This is a genomic window from Micromonospora sp. NPDC048835 (genome assembly GCF_040649995.1).
In the GTDB taxonomy this organism is placed as follows: domain Bacteria; phylum Actinomycetota; class Actinomycetes; order Mycobacteriales; family Micromonosporaceae; genus Micromonospora.
In genome coordinates this window covers 189,780-206,036 of record NZ_JBEZGM010000002.1, presented here as the reverse complement: position 1 = coordinate 206,036, position 16,257 = coordinate 189,780, and the positions used below count along the sequence as shown (strand labels likewise).

Annotated in this window: 14 protein-coding genes; 2 read left to right on the top strand and 12 right to left on the bottom strand. The window is 70.6% G+C overall.

Annotation, left to right across the window (positions count from 1 at the left end; translation table 11 throughout):
• Positions 1-29 precede the first annotated feature (29 nt).
• From AB0C15_RS03405 to AB0C15_RS03370, 8 genes are all read right to left on the bottom strand, one after another.
• Positions 30-1,868 (bottom strand): NHL domain-containing thioredoxin family protein, encoded by a 1,839-nt coding sequence (locus AB0C15_RS03405; protein ID WP_357348220.1) that lies wholly within the window; start codon positions 1,866-1,868, stop codon positions 30-32.
• Between the two features lie 291 nt (positions 1,869-2,159).
• Positions 2,160-2,465 (bottom strand): hypothetical protein, encoded by a 306-nt coding sequence (locus tag AB0C15_RS03400; protein ID WP_357348218.1) that lies wholly within the window; start codon positions 2,463-2,465, stop codon positions 2,160-2,162.
• 513 nt (positions 2,466-2,978) lie between these two features.
• On the bottom strand, positions 2,979-3,224 hold the full coding sequence (locus AB0C15_RS03395; protein ID WP_357348216.1) for a hypothetical protein: 246 nt from the start codon (positions 3,222-3,224) through the stop codon (positions 2,979-2,981).
• 909 nt (positions 3,225-4,133) lie between these two features.
• Positions 4,134-4,478, bottom strand: coding sequence for a hypothetical protein (locus AB0C15_RS03390; protein WP_357348215.1), 345 nt, complete (start codon positions 4,476-4,478; stop codon positions 4,134-4,136).
• Position 4,479: 1 nt separating this feature from the next.
• Positions 4,480-5,430 carry a hypothetical protein gene (locus AB0C15_RS03385; protein WP_357348213.1) on the bottom strand — a complete coding sequence of 317 codons (951 nt, stop codon included), beginning with the start codon at positions 5,428-5,430 and terminating at the stop codon, positions 4,480-4,482.
• Positions 5,431-5,719: 289 nt separating this feature from the next.
• Positions 5,720-6,733 (bottom strand): hypothetical protein, encoded by a 1,014-nt coding sequence (locus AB0C15_RS03380; RefSeq protein WP_357348211.1) that lies wholly within the window; start codon positions 6,731-6,733, stop codon positions 5,720-5,722.
• Between the two features lie 538 nt (positions 6,734-7,271).
• The gene (locus AB0C15_RS03375) at positions 7,272-7,490 is read right to left on the bottom strand and encodes a flavin reductase (RefSeq protein ID WP_357348209.1); all 219 of its coding nucleotides are present in this window, start codon (positions 7,488-7,490) and stop codon (positions 7,272-7,274) included.
• Between the two features lie 26 nt (positions 7,491-7,516).
• Complete coding sequence (locus tag AB0C15_RS03370; protein WP_357348208.1) at positions 7,517-7,807, bottom strand: hypothetical protein; 291 nt, start codon at positions 7,805-7,807, stop codon at positions 7,517-7,519.
• 363 nt (positions 7,808-8,170) lie between these two features.
• Between AB0C15_RS03370 and AB0C15_RS03365 the strand changes: the two genes are divergently transcribed.
• Together AB0C15_RS03365 and AB0C15_RS03360 are read left to right on the top strand one after the other, a co-directional pair.
• Positions 8,171-8,917, top strand: a complete 747-nt coding sequence (locus AB0C15_RS03365; protein WP_357348206.1) for a DUF5753 domain-containing protein — start codon at positions 8,171-8,173, stop codon at positions 8,915-8,917.
• Complete coding sequence (locus AB0C15_RS03360) at positions 8,905-9,099, top strand: DUF397 domain-containing protein (protein ID WP_357348204.1); 195 nt, start codon at positions 8,905-8,907, stop codon at positions 9,097-9,099. Before AB0C15_RS03365 ends, AB0C15_RS03360 begins: the two co-directional genes overlap by 13 nt.
• A 1,128-nt stretch (positions 9,100-10,227) precedes the next feature.
• Here the strand turns inward: AB0C15_RS03360 and AB0C15_RS03355 are convergent.
• The 4 genes from AB0C15_RS03355 to AB0C15_RS03340 form a co-directional block, all read right to left on the bottom strand.
• A complete protein-coding gene (locus AB0C15_RS03355; RefSeq protein WP_357348202.1) occupies positions 10,228-11,019 on the bottom strand; it encodes a hypothetical protein in 792 nt (263 codons plus the stop codon).
• A gap of 397 nt (positions 11,020-11,416) precedes the next feature.
• Positions 11,417-12,964, bottom strand: coding sequence for a recombinase family protein (locus tag AB0C15_RS03350; RefSeq protein WP_357348200.1), 1,548 nt, complete (start codon positions 12,962-12,964; stop codon positions 11,417-11,419).
• A gap of 43 nt (positions 12,965-13,007) precedes the next feature.
• The gene (locus AB0C15_RS03345) at positions 13,008-13,136 is read right to left on the bottom strand and encodes a hypothetical protein (protein WP_357348198.1); all 129 of its coding nucleotides are present in this window, start codon (positions 13,134-13,136) and stop codon (positions 13,008-13,010) included.
• A 123-nt stretch (positions 13,137-13,259) separates the two neighbouring features.
• Positions 13,260-15,974 carry a hypothetical protein gene (locus tag AB0C15_RS03340; RefSeq protein WP_357348196.1) on the bottom strand — a complete coding sequence of 905 codons (2,715 nt, stop codon included), beginning with the start codon at positions 15,972-15,974 and terminating at the stop codon, positions 13,260-13,262.
• Positions 15,975-16,257: the final 283 nt, after the last annotated feature.

Sequence of the window (16,257 nt, the reverse complement as noted above, 5' to 3'; positions counted from 1 at the left end):
GGAGGGGCCTCCAGGCCCCTCCGCGTGGTTCAGGCGTCCAGGCCGCGGAGCACCAGCGGCAGCCGGGTCTCGGCACCGTCGACCACCCGGACCGGTACGCCCCAGTCCTGCCGGGTCAGGTGGCACGCCGCGTGTTCGACGTCCGCGTCACAGGTCGCCGCCTGGGCGGTCACCTGGAGGACCCCCGCGGTGACCTCGCCGTTGAGCACCAACCGCCGGGACAACTCGGTGCCGGTGCCGGCACCCTCCACCAGCAGTTCCGGCGGCGACGCGGAGACCACCAGCCGGGTCGACGGCCCGTACGTCTCGTCCAACTTCTGCCCCGGCGCCGGGGTGAAGACGATGTCCAGCGTGACCTCGCCGGCCGCGATGTCGGTCGGCTTACGCTCGGTGCGGTGCCGGGGCCCGTCCACCGTGCTGGCACCCGCCGCCGACAGGGCACCCGGCGCGAGCCGGGTCAACCGGTGCGCGGCGGACTCCACCACCAGCACCTCACCGGACGGGGTGAGTACCAGGTCGCTCGGCTCCGCCAACCCGTCGGCGACTGTGGAGACCTGGTTGCTCGCCGGGTCGAAGCGGCGCACAGCGCCGTTGTACGTGTCAGCGATCAGCACCGAGCCGTCCGGCAGCGCGCACACGCCCAGCGGGTGCTGAAGCAGCGCCGACTCCGCCGGACCGTCCACGTGCCCGAAGTCGAACAGGCCCTGCCCGACGGCGGTGCCCAGCACGCCGTTCTCGACGTACCGGACGGCGCTGGACTCGCTGTCGGCCACCCAGAGCCGGGTGCCGTCGGCGGAGGTGGAGAGACCCGACGGCTGGGCCATCCACGCCTCGGCCAGCGGGCCGTCGCGCAGCGCCTCAACAGTGGTGCCGGCGTACATGCCGGCGGTGCGCTTGATCGGGTCGAACCACCAGAGCTGGTGGATGCCGGCCATCGCGATGATCAGCTTGTCGTCGTACCAGGCCAGGTCCCACGGGGAGGAGAGGTCCACGGCGAACGCGTCGTGGGCGTGGTCGTCGACCTCGGCGCGCCACTGCCGCCCACTGCCGGCCACCGTGACCACCTCGCCGGACTCCAGCCGTACGCCGCGCAGCAGGTGGTTGACCGTGTCGGCCACCACCAGGTCGTAGCCGGCCACCTCGGCGACGTGCGTGGGCAGCAGGCACACCCCCTGCGGCTCGGAGAACGTCGCCGCGGCAGCCGGACCGTCCGCCCGGCCCCGCTCACCCGAGCCGATCCGACGTACCGGCGTCTCGCCGTCCGGGTCGATCTCGACCAGGGAGTGCCGGGCCGAGTCCGAGACCAGCAGATTGCCGTTCGGCAGCAGTGCCGCCTTGCCCGGGAAGCGCAGCGCGGTCTCCGGTGCCGGCGGCGGCACGTACGGGCCGTCACCCCGGTGCAGGGTGCCCTTGGCCTCGTGGGTCGCGACGAGTTCGTCGATCAGCCGGGCCAGCCCCTCGGCGTGCCCCTCGCCGGCCATGGTGGCCACCACGTAACCCTCGGGGTCGATCACCGAAAGGGTCGGCCAGGCCCGGGCCGCGTACTGCTGCCACATCTCCAGCTCAGGATCGTCGAGTACGGGGTGGTGCACCCCGTACCGCTCCACGGCGGCGGCCAGCGCGTCGGCGTCCTTCTCGTGCTCGAACTTCGGCGAGTGCACACCGATCACGACCAGGACGTCGCCGTACTTCTCCTCGAGTGGGCGCAACTCATCGAGCACGTGCAGGCAGTTGATGCAGCAGAACGTCCAGAAATCTAACAAGACACAGCGACCTCGAAGATCCTGCAATGTCAGGTTTTGTCCACCTGTGTTGAGCCACTGCCGGCCCCGTAGTTCGGGCGCACGTACACGCGCTGTCGTTGCCATGCCTGTCAGCCTGCCACGGCGAGGCTTTTCCGTATCGGTGGTCGTGACCCGGACGACAGAAAGCGTCGAGGCGTCTTAGCCCGCGCCGCCTTCGTTGCGTTCCCGACGCCTCGCGGCGTACTCGCGGACCTCGACCTTGTCCCAGATTCGGCCGACGGTAGACGGCTCCATCGGTGCCGGGAAGTCTACGGCGCGGGGTGCCGGCTGACGTCAGCTTCGATTTGGGTGTGTTCGACGACCCCGAGGCCCAGCGGCTTGCCGAGATCGCTGCCGAGGAGGCGGCATAGGCATCTACCAGTCGAAGGGGCCGACCTTCTCGTCAGGAACGCCGATTGGAGGGGCTTGACGAGCTTGATCGGCCATCCGCTGAAGATCAGGCGAGTAGATCGCGCGGTGCACCCACGAGGCGCCTCCCTCCACGCCAGCCTCGTAGCCAACCTGAATCTTGTTCTCGGCGGCGAGGGCGTTTAGGTAGACGGCGATTGCAGCGCGAGTGATCTCCTCAACGACCTCAGGGGCCGGCACATGCTCGCCTCGCTCCCGCAAATCGTGGTGAGCCTGCCAGACAGCAAGGGTCAGCGGCGGATGACTGGACACAGGCCCTCCCCAGACGCTCCAGATAGACGCCACACCGTACCCCGTAAGAACTCGGCAGCCGGCCCAACACGACGACCCCGTGTGCGCGTTGGACAGTTGCATCCCATCGATACGCTCTTTTGTGGGGTAGGAACCACCTCTCGCCGTGGCCCCAGGCGGCGGACCGGCAGCTAGCGCCGGACCGGGTTCGTCAATTCCCTGATGGGAGGCGGCGGCCGAGGAGGATCCGAAATGCGCTCAACGCGCAAACCGATGGTGCGGCGGCGGGAAAGGGCAGAGAGAGGTCAGGTACTTCGGAGAACCAGCGAGATCGGATCAGTCGTAGAGACTGCGCTGCGGATCACGTACCTGGTTCTGCTCATCACCGGCCACTGGTACTGAGGTTCGGTCGAGGACACAGGTCGGTCCTCTGCCCGTGACGGGGGCTTCAACGTCCGACGGGAGCCCCCGTCACCTAAACCCCAAGAAGCCCCGCACCGGAACCTAGCCGGGCGGGGCTGTCTCATGCCAGGACTACTTGAAAAGAGCCACGATCGCGGCGGCGGCGGCGACCAGCGCGAGGAGAGTGTTGGACCAGGCGAGCCGGTAGGCACGGCGCGCGAGGCGGTCTGAGGCTTCGATGGCTCTGCGGCGCTCGCGGCGCTCCAACTCGTCCGTGTAGTAAGCGGTTCCCGGGACAGTCTGCTGAGCCAACCTGTCGTGTTCGGCGATGAGATCGTCGTCCGTCGCCTTGCGTAGGTCTGCAATCTTTCTAACCACTGCGCAAGCCTAACCTCGGAAGTCTCCGGTCGACTCGACGTGAACCACGCGGCTCCGCGCGAGGCTGCCGACCGGCCGTCCAATTATATCGACCACTTCGGATGGCACTTCTTCCCCGAACGACTCCTCAGCGACCGTCCTTGCGATTCGTCGGCTCGCGGCGCGTTCATGTTCCGCAGTATCTCTAAGTTGCCTGTCCCGGATGTCTGCCTTGTGAGTCTGCCATTCCATGACCAGTCTGATGGCCCGCTCAATAGCCGCCATCCCCGCAAGCCCATACGCAACCGGCGCGAACTGGCCGGCGGCTGTGGTAAGCACAACCTCCAGTGGGCTTGCTAACCGCATCCTGACGACGCTGAGAGGTGCCGCCCTTCTGGCTTCCGAAGCGGCCTCTTGCACATGTTCCAGTAGCGCCTCAGCCCCCCGGGCGGCCGTAACCGACCTTCTAGCGGAGGCGAGTGCTCTAGTCACACAAGCCAGAACATCTAAGGCTTCGATATGCCGTCTTACTGTGGAAAGCGACGGGTTCTCACCGAGGTCGGAGACGATCAACAGGGTCGGAGCGTCTGTACTCACCTCAACATCAGGGGATGCCATGGGATCAGATTGAAGCACAGAGATTGACGGTTGAGCAGGCCTGAACGAACGCACTCCATGGGCGCGACCTCTATGCCCGTACAAACAGGGGGACGCTATGCCGTTTCGGTGTGGGGAAGAGGCCAAGGGGGACCCTCCCCCAGGGTCACGGTCAGTAACCCTCACGCTGAGTCAGTCGCGACTCGCGACGCTCGCGGCGAGGACGCCACGTGCCGGACGTCCGGATCAGGAGGTAGGCCGGGGGCGGACCGGCGTGCGCCGACGTAGGCGAGGGCCCCCGGTTTCCCGAGGGCCCTCCCGTTCGTGTCGCTATTAGGGCCGGCGAACCTGTCGAACCACGTTGGTCGGATCGAAGTCGTACAGGCCCTGATCGGCCGGGGCCCGGCCAGACACCGGGGCGAGCCTCGGGGCTTCCGGCTGAACCTCGGCCTCGGCGGCGTGGAGTGTCGAACGCTCGACGGTAAGGCGGCGGGCGTCCCGCTGGATCTCGGCGGCGGTGTCCCCCTTGATCATCGCGGCCAGGGCGTCACCTAGGCCATAGCGTCGAGCGGCGTCGGCGACGAGCCAATCTCGGTCCGCCCGGTGTTGCGGCTCAGCCTTCACCCGCTCGGCCTCCTGAGCAGCCGTCACGGCTCGCGCGACCTTTTCGGCTGTCACGTCACGCCCCCTCGAAGAAGGCGACGGGCGACACGCTGGGCGTGGTGTCGGGCCGGCCCCTGGCGAGCCGGTCGCGGACGGCGTCGACCGGGTCCGTCCCGGTTGGCCACGGGGCCGCGAAGTTCTCGACCGCCAGAGCGTCGACCAGGACGCGGAGGGCAGCAACCCCGCGCTTACCGGCGTCCTCGTGCCGGTCAACCTCGCGCGAGTAAAACCCCTGGGCGACCACGAACGCGGCGTTATCGCGGTTCTGGCGCAGGTAGGCCCGACTCGGTTCCCAGCCCTGGGCGGCGGCCAGGCGGTCGGACGTCTCGCACGTCCGCGCGGCGTATGCCCGTTCGTGCGCTTCGATCAGGTCGCCGACTTCGGCCAGGACCTCGGCTAGCTTCGGACGTACGGCCTCGGCCATGGCGCGCTGGCGGTCGGCGGCGAAGCGGGCGACCTCGGTCCCGACCTTCCGGCATTCGGCGTTCACCGCCTCGGCGGCCCTGGCTTCGGCCTTGACCGCCTCGCCAGCGACGCGGGCCAGAAGTTCGGCCTTCGCCTCGTATGGGGCCGGCGTGGGGCGCGGTTCAATCTTCGCGGGGACCTTCGCACCCGCCGCGATCTTTTTCGCGGTCTCAGCCTGTGCCCGCTCCCACGCGCCGAGGTCGACGCGGTAGGCGTCCTCGGCGTCCTGGTAGGCGTCCTGCGCGTCCTCGCGGCGGCTGGTCGCTCCGTCCAGGGCAGCGACGGCAGCGGCCAGGGCGGCGAACTCGGGGCGGTCGAACGACTCAGGAAACAGCGGGTACCGGGGCCGGGGCGCTTCCGACGCGCCGCTCATGTTGGCGAGGATGCGCCGGGTATCCGCGCCGGAAAGCTCAATCCCTTTGCGCACCTCGGTCGCCGGTTCGTCGCCCCGGGCTGCGGCGGCTACGGCGTTCGGGTCGAAGGGCTGGGCGGTGGTCGTCATGGGCTCTCTTTCGTACGGTAAGACCCCCGCCAGACGTGTTCTGGCGGGTGATCAGGGGCGGGCGGTAGTTGGGCGGGGTCGGCTTAGTTCCGGTCGTTCTAGGGCTTGCCCTCGGGGGTTGACGGGTCGGTCTCGCCGGGGGCCGCGACCAGCCACAGGTCAGCCGTACCCGGGTGACTCCGGATACGGCTGGCTACGTCGACCGGACCACCTCTGACGGTTGACGCGGGGTACGCGAACGCCCCGAGGTCGCCGACATCGGCGGGCCGGGGGCGTCGAGGTGTTGCGGCTATGCGGCCCGGCGGGCGCGATGCGCGGCGAGGTCGACAACATTTGCGGCGCCGCTAATCGCGGGGGTGGTCGCCGCGGAATTAGTGGCGGTGGCGGCCTGACGCTCGGCGAGAAGGTCGGCGAGGCCGTCGAGGGCGTGGGTACGCCACTCAACGGTTAGGCGGTCCACGATCGCGGCGGCGAGGTCTCGGCGTTGCTTGCGGTCCATCGGCGTTGCCTCCTGGGAAACGACGAACACGGGGCCGCTGGCTCGCCGCTTGCGAGGTCCGCAAACCGCCTCGGCCAGCTTGTAAAAGTGAGTGCGGCCTACCGGCGTCGCGCCGGCCCGCTCAGCCGAGGCGACGTAGGCGCGGTAGACGTCGGCCGCCGGGTGCGCGCCGGGACCTGTCTGGTCGCGCCAGGTAGCGACCCACTGGGCGGCCACGATGGACGGGTCACGTGGGACCCGGCGGGCCCGGTCATACTCGCGGCGCTGCTCGGCCGTCCAGCCGGCGGCCGGGCGCTCCGGTTCGCCGTCGCGGAACAGTGTCAGGCCGGCGTCGTCCAGCGCGGGAAGCTCGGCGACGACCGCTCGGGCGACCGCCCGCGCCCACGGGGACCGCACCCCGAACGCGGCCAGGGCGCGCGAGTCACGGACGGCGCGGGCTACGCCGGACGACGTCGAGGGCGTGGCGTCCGGGAGGTGCGTCACCAGCAGGGCGACGCGGCCGGCGAAATCGTCGGCCGACAGGTAATCGGCGCGGACCAGGTCGGCGGCGCTGCGCTGGGCGACCGTGCGGCGCTCGACGGTGTCTGTGTCGTACTCGGCCACGGTCACGCGCTGGACGTAGCCCCTAGTGAACATCGGAGCCAGGGCCCGGCCGAGACGGACGGCGTCGAAGGGCTGAACCTCGGGCCGCCTTAGGAGGTTCGAGTAAGCGGGATCAGCCAGCCGGGGCCGGGGCGCGTAGTAGTCGTGAGCGATGGCGGCCAACTGGGCCGCCGGGGTTGGTGGTGGGTCCTGGTCGGACACGTCAACTCCTCGGGGTCAGCGCCGGGAAGGCGGGGCGTTCACTCTGTGAGTGGGCCAGGGGGATGCCAGGTGTTCAGCCGGCGGGCCGGGCGACGTCCAGGGCGAGTGATGGTTGTTGCAAACGGGCTAGGTTTCGTCATTCCTATATCTCTCTTCTACTTCTTCTTCTCCTCCTCCAAAGAAGAGATAAGGGGGTGACGAAACCTAGCCATGTTGCAACAACCATCACTCGGCCTTCGGCCCGTTCACGGCGTCCCTGGAAAGCCAAAAGCCCGCCGGGCCCCACGCGGGGACTCGACGGGCTCTCGGCGGCGCTAGGCGGCGGTGTCGGCCAGGTCGGCGACGACAACCGCCGGGCTTGGTGGATCGGGGCCGGCTTCAGACACGGGCGGGGCCTCCTGGGCATCGTGTCTCTTGCGGACACAGGAGGAGTGGGCCAGGGGTGCGCCAGGTGTTCACGGCAAAACGAGACCCGCCCCGGGGCGGTCCTCCACGGGGGAAGAGGGCGGACCCAGGGCGGGCGGTCAGAGGAGGTCAGCTACCGGCGTTCAGCCCAGCCGACGAAGCGCGGGGTCAGGTCCGGCAACGTGGCGTCAGGGTTGAGTTTCTTCAGGTCGGCCGTCGCCTCCTCCTGGGCCTTCGCCATGTGCGTCAGTAGGCCCGGCCGATCCTCGCGGTACTTGCCGAGGAGGCGCAGCTTCGCGGCCGAGCAGGGCCACAGGATGCCGCAGGCCGGACAGCGCCACGACGGACGCAAGGGGAGGTGATCCGTAAGCCGAACCATCAGCCGACCCGCACCGGCGTGCGGGCGACCGGGCGGCGGGAAGTCGTCCGGACGACCGGGGGCGGGTCTCGCCAGATCAGGCCGGCGGGCATGACGAACAGGGACCGGCGCGCGACCGCGTCCCCGCTCGCGGCCAGCTCGTACCCGTCCAGCCAGAGCCAACCGTCGTACGTCGGCCAGTCGAGAACGCGAATCACGCGCACAGTGATCGGGCGCAGAAACTGCACACTCGCAGCACGGGTCAGGTACAAGACGTCGCCCGTTTGCGGCTTCCGCGCGGCCCCGGTCATGCGGCGGCCACCCAACGGCGGTCAGGGACGCGGTTACGGCGGCTCACGGGCCAGATCGGGACGATCGTTCCCGGCGGCCAAGGAATCGGCGGTGGCGTCGCCGGTTCGGGCTTCGGATCAGGCTTCGGTTCGGGCGGCTTGTCCGGCACGCGCGCTCCCCCTGCTCGTAGCTTTGGGAAGGGGGCCCGGCCTCGGTGTGCTCGCCGTCGGTTCGGCCGGGCCCCCGGTTACGAACGCGTCCGCCGGGGTTCGGGTCCCTACCGGCCGCGCCGTCTACAAAGCACCTTGCCCATCGAAGCTGGACGGCTACACCACGTAGCTATACGTTCTATAGACGTCGAAGACGTCCGCTCGGAGGTGGGCATGAACCAGGCGCTACGAGCGGCATTGGCTGACACAGGTGAGACCGTTGAAAGTCTTGCCGAGCAGGTCGGCGTAGACCCCAAGACGGTGGCGCGCTGGGTCAACCCCGGCCGAGTCCCACACCCGCGCCACCGTGCAGCCGCAGCCGCTGCGCTTGGCCGTGAGGCTGAGGACATTTGGCCGGACGTCTTGAAGCGGCGGGAACCGGCGTGGCTACGCCCGTGGGTGGAGACCGAGCTTCAGGCGTCGGCCCTGCGCGCCTTTCAGGTGGCGGTCATTCCCGGCTTGTTGCAGACCCCCGAGTACGCCTCGGCGGTGCTAGCCAGCGGGATGCTCGGCCCGGACGAGGTCGCGGACTACGTCGAGACCCGGCTACGCAGGCAAACGGCGGTGCTCGACCGGCGCAAGCCCCCGCTCTTCGTCGCGGTGATTGACGAATTCGCTCTTCGTCGAGGCGACCCCGAGATTATGAACCCGCAGCTAGACCACCTGGTAAAGATGGCCCAGCGGCCGAACGTATTTGTTCACGTGTTGCCGCTGGACGCGGGCCTTCACGCCGGGCAAGCGGGGCCGTTCGTCATCGCCACCACTGAAGACGGCGATGTCGCTTACCTCGATGATCAGGCTGCCGGACGGCTGACCAACGACACCGCCGCCCTTTGGGCCACCTGGGATACGCTGCGCTCAGTGGCTCTCCCACGCCGCCAAACCATCGACTACCTAGAGGCAAGATCATGGCTGACCTGACCGGCGCCCTCTGGCGCAAGAGCACCCGCAGTAGCTCCAACGGCGGCGACTGCGTCGAGGTTGCCGACAACCTTCCGGGCATCGTCGCAGTGCGCGACTCAAAGGACCCAGCGGGTCCGGCGCTGACCTTCCCTCCGACCGCGTGGGTCGCGTTCGTCGGCCAGGTTATCGAGCGGCCGTAGCCAACGCCAGACGCACGGAATCGCCCGCCCCGAATTTCGGGTCGGGCGCTTTGCGTTGTGCGAAACGACGCGCCGGCACAGCGCTAGGCGTGCCCGAATGTGCACAGTCTGTTTGTCGTTCGGGTGAGTGGGATCATCCGCTGAACGGATAGATCGACTGCACTGACTGGCACAGTCATGCACAGTCCGTCCAGGACAACTACAGATAGCAATTATAGGTGAACGCAGCGTGAGCCATAGCGCTACGGGGCTTACGACACAACCGCCCGCGTCCCCGTAGCGTCACTGGACGTGACAACCCGCGAGATGACAGGCGACGCTCCGACTCCCTGGCAGAGCCTGCTTGTCGGTGCTGAGTCGTGCTGCTGTTGCTCGGCGTCCGAGAGGAAGTCCAAATGGTCCGTGACGCGCCGGACACGCCGGTCAACTTGACCCGACTCGCCGTAGGGCCGACCGTATATCTAGTAGTTGCACCGGTGTAAGTCGCCTACAGCTTGGGTTCGGCGGTCGGCCCAGCGGCTGTAGCGTCTCTACTAGGGATGAAGGAGGTACATCGAGGCGATACAAGGGTTTCGGCGGCCATCGCTCGCCAATTCAGAGACGCGCCCTCACGGCACGTCCCCAGCGCGCGCGGGGACGACGAAGAGGTCGTGGTCCCCCTAACCCTGAAGAGGTGGTTAGTGGGAAAACACTCGGCCCGTCAATCGGGCCACGGTCTGCGATTCAGCACCGACTGGTGCAGGAGAGCGGGCGAAGTAGCAGCAACCGCACTGAAGATCGTCTACTACGTGGTGATGTTGGTCGTCATCCTGACCGACTCATCCGGGGGCGGGCCTACCTAAACCAACAGCTCAGGCAGACCCGCTCCAACAGGATCAAGCCGCCGCCCGCAGCCTGGAAACTCGGCGTCGGCCTCGTGTCGCCCGTCTCGATGTAACGAGTTGTAACGAGCCGGACGATGCATCGAGTGTAGGTCTAGACCTACGCCAAGCGCGAGATATGGCAGTCAGCGTGACGGAGATTTCTTGTCCGGACGCCTAGCCCGAGCCGGGGGCGGTTGCTTTGCCGCCCCCGGTTCGCGCTGCGGCTGAAGCGAGCCAGAGGTTGATCAATCGGCCCGATAGACAATCAGACTGTCGCGAGGGCCGGCGGCTTCGCCGGTCGCCGACGCCGTGTCGGCACCGTGTCGGCAGGCAGGTACCGCCGGACGGTTCGCTCACTCACACCCAGGCGTGCGGCAATCTGCGCGGGCGTCGCGTCCGGTGTCTCGGCGAGCACTGCCGACACTCGGGCGGCGGTCGTGGGCGGTGCCGCCACCGGATCGGGCGTCGTCGGCGGGTTGCCGACACGGGCGACGACCGGCAACGTCCGAACGCCCGACGGAATGACCGGCGGGCGGGGCCGTGGCGGCGCTAGGACGGTCGGCGCGGGGGTCCGGAGAAGGCCAGGGGCGGCCTCAACCGGGTGAGGGGTACCTCCGGCAGGGATCGCCTCGGCCGACGCGGCTGCGGTCCCCCCTTGGGGGTCTCGGGCGATGGCGGGCGTCCGGGCGAAGACGAGCTTTACCAATGCCATGAAGGCGAGCGCCGGCACAGCCGACAGGAGCCAGCCCGAAACGCCCGGCTTCGCCACGGCGAGCTGAGCGGCGAGCGAGAGACACGCCGCCCCGACCAGTAGGGCGAGCGGGTACCCCGTCGGCGAGCCCGCCCGACGCCGCCGCCGGATTTCCAGCAGCGACGCCACGGGGACCAACTCGGACACGCAGGCGTTGACCCAGCCGAAGGCGTCCGGGGTGCCGGCGGGGCTGTTTGCCATCGTCCAGGCGTGGACGTGACTAAAGCTGGCCCAGCCCGCCGCAGCGCCGACAACGAGCAGGATCAGGACCAGCAACGCGCCCTCGGCGCGTTGGGTGCGGTTCATGCGACGGCCAGGCGACGCAGGTATGCCGGAACGTCGGCCAAGCCACGACGGGCACCCCGTGAAGCGCGGCGTACACCGGCTCGGGAAACCCTTCGGCCCCGGGGAGAATCACGACGACGTCAGCCGCGCGGGCGGCGTCCATGTCGTCGGCGACCAGGGCGACGAGGTCGTCAGCGTCGGCCGGGGCGTCGGCTGTCGCGGTGGCTACCAGAAAGCCAGCGTCCAGCAGTGCGGCCACGGCGGCGGCGAGGGCGTCGGCGGCCCCGGCGGGAGCAGCGACGTAAGCGCGGGGGTCAGTAGGGTAGAACACAGCGAACCTCCCGGGGTTCGTTAGGGCCCTGGTCGGCGGCGGAATCGCTCGACCGGGGCCTGTCTTATGTGGTTGTGGTGGCTGATCTCAGGCGTCGGCGGGCACAGGCTCGGGCTCGTCCGCCCAGGTGAAGCGCAGACGCGCGGCGGGGTCGAACCTGTAGCCCCTGCGACCCCCGGCGGGCGTGATCGTTACGGCGTTCAGGGCCAGGCCGAGAAGGTCGCGCCGGTCGGGCAGAGTCGCGGCGTCCCAAGCTTCGCGAGCTAGAACCGGATCAAGTAGCGGGCTGATGTCGGCCTCGGGCAACGGGAACTCGGCGAGGTTGCGACGCAGCCCGGCCACGCGGGCGGTCAGGCGTTCGTGTAAACGGGTCCAGCGCTGGATCGCCTCGGGGCCGACGAACTCGCCGCGCAGGTATCGGGCGTCTTCGAGGTCGATCAGGGCGGCGTTAGCGTCGTCCAGGGCGGCCGTGATGGTGGCGCGCTCGCGGATCACGTTCGGGTCATGCCGGGCTACCCATCGCTCTGCTACGGCGTCTAGCAGTGGGTCGCCGGGCTCGGTTGCCGCGAGTCGGTTTATGAAGGCGTCGACCACGGCGCGGTCGACAGCGGGGATCATCGCCGTGGTGTATGCCGGACACGGGCGGCCGAGGCGGCGGGCCTGGCAGGCGTACGACTGACCGGCGGCGGACATGCGACCGGCGCAGCCCCCGCAGCGCAGGTACCCGGTCAGGAGGTGGGCGACCTGTGCGCGGACGCCCCGGGAGCGGCCCAACTTGTCGGCAGCGGTCCGCTGTTCGAGGAGGCGAACGACCTGTAGTTGCTCGGCCGGCGTGACGATCCCTCGGCCGACCTCGACGGCCTCGCCGGTCTCCGGGTCGCGCCACGGGACGACCTTCGTCGTGTACTTCCCGTCGCGCTTGATGGTCTCCGGGAGTAGTCCGGCGAACGCGGGGGACTTGAGCAGAGTCGACAGCGTCCCGACGGCCCAGGCACCGCCGCGCGGCGCGGGGATCTCCCGGGCGTTGAGGTCGCGCGCGATTCTCACCAACGGCTCGCCGGACAGGGCCCGGTCGGCGATCTCGCGGGCGGTCGGCGCAGTGCGCGGGTCGTGGTCTAGCCGGCCGTCCTCGCCGACGGTCAGGCCGTACGGCGGCTGTCCTCCGATCCATCGGCCGAGACTGCGAAGGTGGGCCTTCGCACTGGCGACGCGAAGGCCGATGTTCGCGGATTCGCTGCGGGCGACCTCGGACAGGAGGGCGAGCACGAGCCGGGCCTGAGAGTGCGACGTGTCGAGGCCGTCCTGTACGAAGACGATTCGCCCGCCGACCTTCTCGACGTCGTCAAGGACCTGACCGACCTGGCCCATGCCACGCCGGGACAGACGGTCAACCTTCCAAACGATCAGCGTCCCGACGGTGCCGGTCGTGAGGGCAGATACAGCGGCGTCGAACCCGGCGCGGTCGACGGCCTTATAGCCGGACCGGCCCCGGTCGATGTGGACGGTACGGACCTCTAACCCGGCGCGAGTGGCCCAGGCCCGACAGTCGGCCTCTTGGCGCTCGATTGCGGTCTTTCCCTCACGGTCGAGGGACAGTCGTAGGTATAGATCGGCGAGGTGTTCATGGTGCGACATGGCGAGGACGCTAGGCCCCCGGCGAGCGAGTTACAAGCTTCTTCTAGGACTTCCAGAAGTCCGCGATCACGATCTTGCCGCGAAGGTCCTGCAAGGTCAGGTTCTGCCCGCCGGTGTTGAGCCACTGCCGGCCGCGCAGCTCGGGTGCACGTACTCGCGCTGTCGTTCCCATGCCTGCCAGCCTGCCACGCCGCGCGGACGTGGCTGCCGTGACCCGGACGACAAGGGGCACGTCGCAAGGGCGGGTACGACGACGGCGGGGCCACGGTTGCCCGTGACCCCGCCGTCGATGGCGCTACTTCGTGGCCGGCTTCAGGCAGAGCACCCGGTTGGAGCCCCCACCCGGCAGCACCACGTGCGGCTGCGTCGTGTCGGTGCACTTCTCCTTGGCGTCCACCTTCGAGACGATCGTGAACGCGCCCGCCTCGCCGCAGTCCGCCGCCGAAGCGCCGGCCTGCCCGGACTGCTTCACGCAGGTGCCGACCGCCGGGTCGAAGGCCGGCGCGTCGTCGTTGCCGACCTTGCCGAGCAGCAGCAGCAGGCCGAGCGGCACCGCCAGGATGAGCACCGCGGCGATCAGCACCGCGGCCAGCACCCGGCCGTTGCGCACCTTCGGCGTCGGTGGCTCCACCTTCGGCGCGTCGGCGTCCGGCTTGAACGCGTCGAACCGCCCCTGGTCCGCCTGGCCGGCATCCTGCCCCCAGGACGACGGCGCGGCCTGCGGCGGTGGCGGGAACGACGGCGGGAAGCCGCCGCCCGGCACCGCTTCGGCCGCCGGCCCGCCGAAGTTCGACCCGCCGGAGCCGGGGCCACCGAAGTTCGGCCCGCCGAAGGTCGACGCCCCGTTGACGGTGGCGGCACCGGCGGCAGCCGACCCGGGGCCGCCGAACTGGTCCGCCGGCGGCTCGGCACCGGCGTGTGGCCGAACGCCGTTCACCGGCCGGTTCTGGCCGGGAGCGTCGACGAACGACGGCACACCGGGTGGGAACGCCGGCGGCGCCGACGGCGCCTCGTTGAACGCGTTCGGCGCGGGCTGCCGGTCGTCGAAGCGCCGATCGGCCGGCGACTCGCCGCCCCAACCGGGCCCGATCTGCCGCTGCCCCTCGTTCTGCCAGTCGGGAGCGACCTGCCGCGGCGCCTCGTTCTGCCAGTCGGGAGCGACCTGCCGCTGCGCGTCGTTCTGCCACTCCGGAGGACCCTGGCGGTCGGCGCCCGGGTCGCCCTGGAACGCCTGCGGCTCCGGCTCGGCCTCCGGCTCCGACTGAGCCGGGCGACCGTACACCCGGGGTTGGGGGGTCGCCGTGCCGGTCGGTCGGATGGCCTGGTCGGTCGGGGGCATCACCCGGCTGGCCAGCGGCACCGAAGCACTCGCCGTGGCCCGGGCCGCCGCGCCGGCTGCCGGCTCGGCGTCCGCCACCGGCACCACCGCACGGCCCGCTCCGGCCTCCGGAGAGGTACGCGGGGCGGGCACCACCGCGCCGCTCGCCGAGACGTCCTCCGCGCGGGCGCCGTATTGTGCGGCGGCGTCCGGGGTCTCCCGTTCGGGGTAGGAGGGCTGCTCGGGGATCGGGGCGAACTGGGCCTGCGGCGCGTAGTCGGCCGGCGGTGCGGCGGCCAGGCTCGCGCCCGGAACGCGCTGCTCCTGCGGCGGCAGCGGCACCGCGTTCGCCGGCGAGATGCCCGGCGCGGGCCCGGGCTGGTAGATCGGTGCCTCGTCGCCCCGGTCGGCCTCCCAGCCGCCTCGGGACTGGGCGGAAGCTTCAGCCTCCGCGCGCCCCCACACCTCGCCGGGCGCCCACGGCTCGACCTCCGCCACGCCGCCGGAGGTGCCCTGCGCGGCATTCTCCGGGCTGGCGGCCCAGTTGGCCGCACCGTCGGGGGTGGGCACGCTGGCGCTGGCCCGGGCGGGAAGGTTGCTCGGCTCAGCAGGGGTCCATTGCGCCTGTTCCGGTCGCTCGGTCGGCTGCTCCGGTTGGGTGAGCACCCAGTCGGGCTGCTGCGGGCGGCCCTCGGCACCTCCCCAGGCGGCCGGCTGCGCGGGCTGGTCCTGCCGGGCCTCGCCGCCGTCGTTCCAGGCTGCGGGCTGCGCCGGCTGCTGCTGCTGCTGCGCGGCCCACCCGCCGGAGTTGGCCGGGTCGTCCTGCGCGGGCCAGCTCGTCGTCGGGGCCGGGACCTGGGCAGCACCACGCGCCGCGCTCGGCTGGGCGGTCTGACCCCAACCGGGGGCCGGCTGCTCGGCTGCCTCGGCGGGCTGGCCCCAGGCCGGCGGCGACTGTTCCGCCGGAGTCCACACCGGCTGGTCGTCCCGGGCGGTGTCGCCGGCGGGCCAACCGCCGTTACCGGCGGGCTGGTCCTGCTGGGCGCCGGACCAGCCGGCGGCCTGCGGTGCGTCGGCCTGCGCGGGCTCGGCCCCACGCCAGTCGGCGGCGGGCGGGCTGGCCTGCGCCGCGCCACCCCAGCCACCGGCGTTGGCGCTGGCCTGGTCGTCCTGGGCGGGCCAGGCGGCGGTGGCCGGCGGGACCTGCGCGGCGCCCCGCGCGGCCGGCTGGACCTGCACCCAGTCCGGCTGCTCGGCGGGGGCGTTCGGGGTCCAGGTCGGCGCGGGTGCGCTCTGCTCGGCGGGTGTCCAGCCCTGCTGTTGCGCGGCCCAGGGTTCGGGCTGCGCCGGAGCCGCCGCGCCGTCGTTACCGGGCCACGTGCCGGGCTGCTGCTGTGGCGGCTCGCTCGTGCCACCGCCGGCGGCCCAGGCGGGCTGCGTCGGCTCGTTGGGCTGTGGAGCGGCGGCGGCACCCCAGGCGGGGGCCGGCGGCTGCTCGGGCTGGGTCGCCCAGGCGGGTGCCGACGGGTTGGGCCGCGTCGGGGGCGGGGGTGCCCAGCCCAGGTCGGGGCCGGCGGCGTTCTGGCCGTTGTCCGGCTGCGCCGGGCGGTCGCCGTACGGCGCCGGTCCGCCGGCGCCCGGTGACACCTCGTCCGGCTCTTGGCCGGGGCGGTGCGGGCCCTCGGACGTCATGGGTGCGCCTCCTCCATCACATGTCGGCTCGCCGGTGCCGATCGGTCTCCTCGGCGTGGCTGCCGGCGTCACCGGCGTACCGCTGTGCCGGCTCCCCGCACGGTATCGGGTGGTGGCACGACACGTCCAAGGAGCACTGGCCGTCACTCACCGTGGCCGGCTGGTGTCGAGCAGCTTCTGTCGGCTCGGCCTCTGCCGGGTCGGCGGGCGGCGACCGAAGCCCACCGTACCGGGCGCTGCGGCAGGGCGGAATCCCGGTGGTGGGTGCTGGGAAACGCCGATG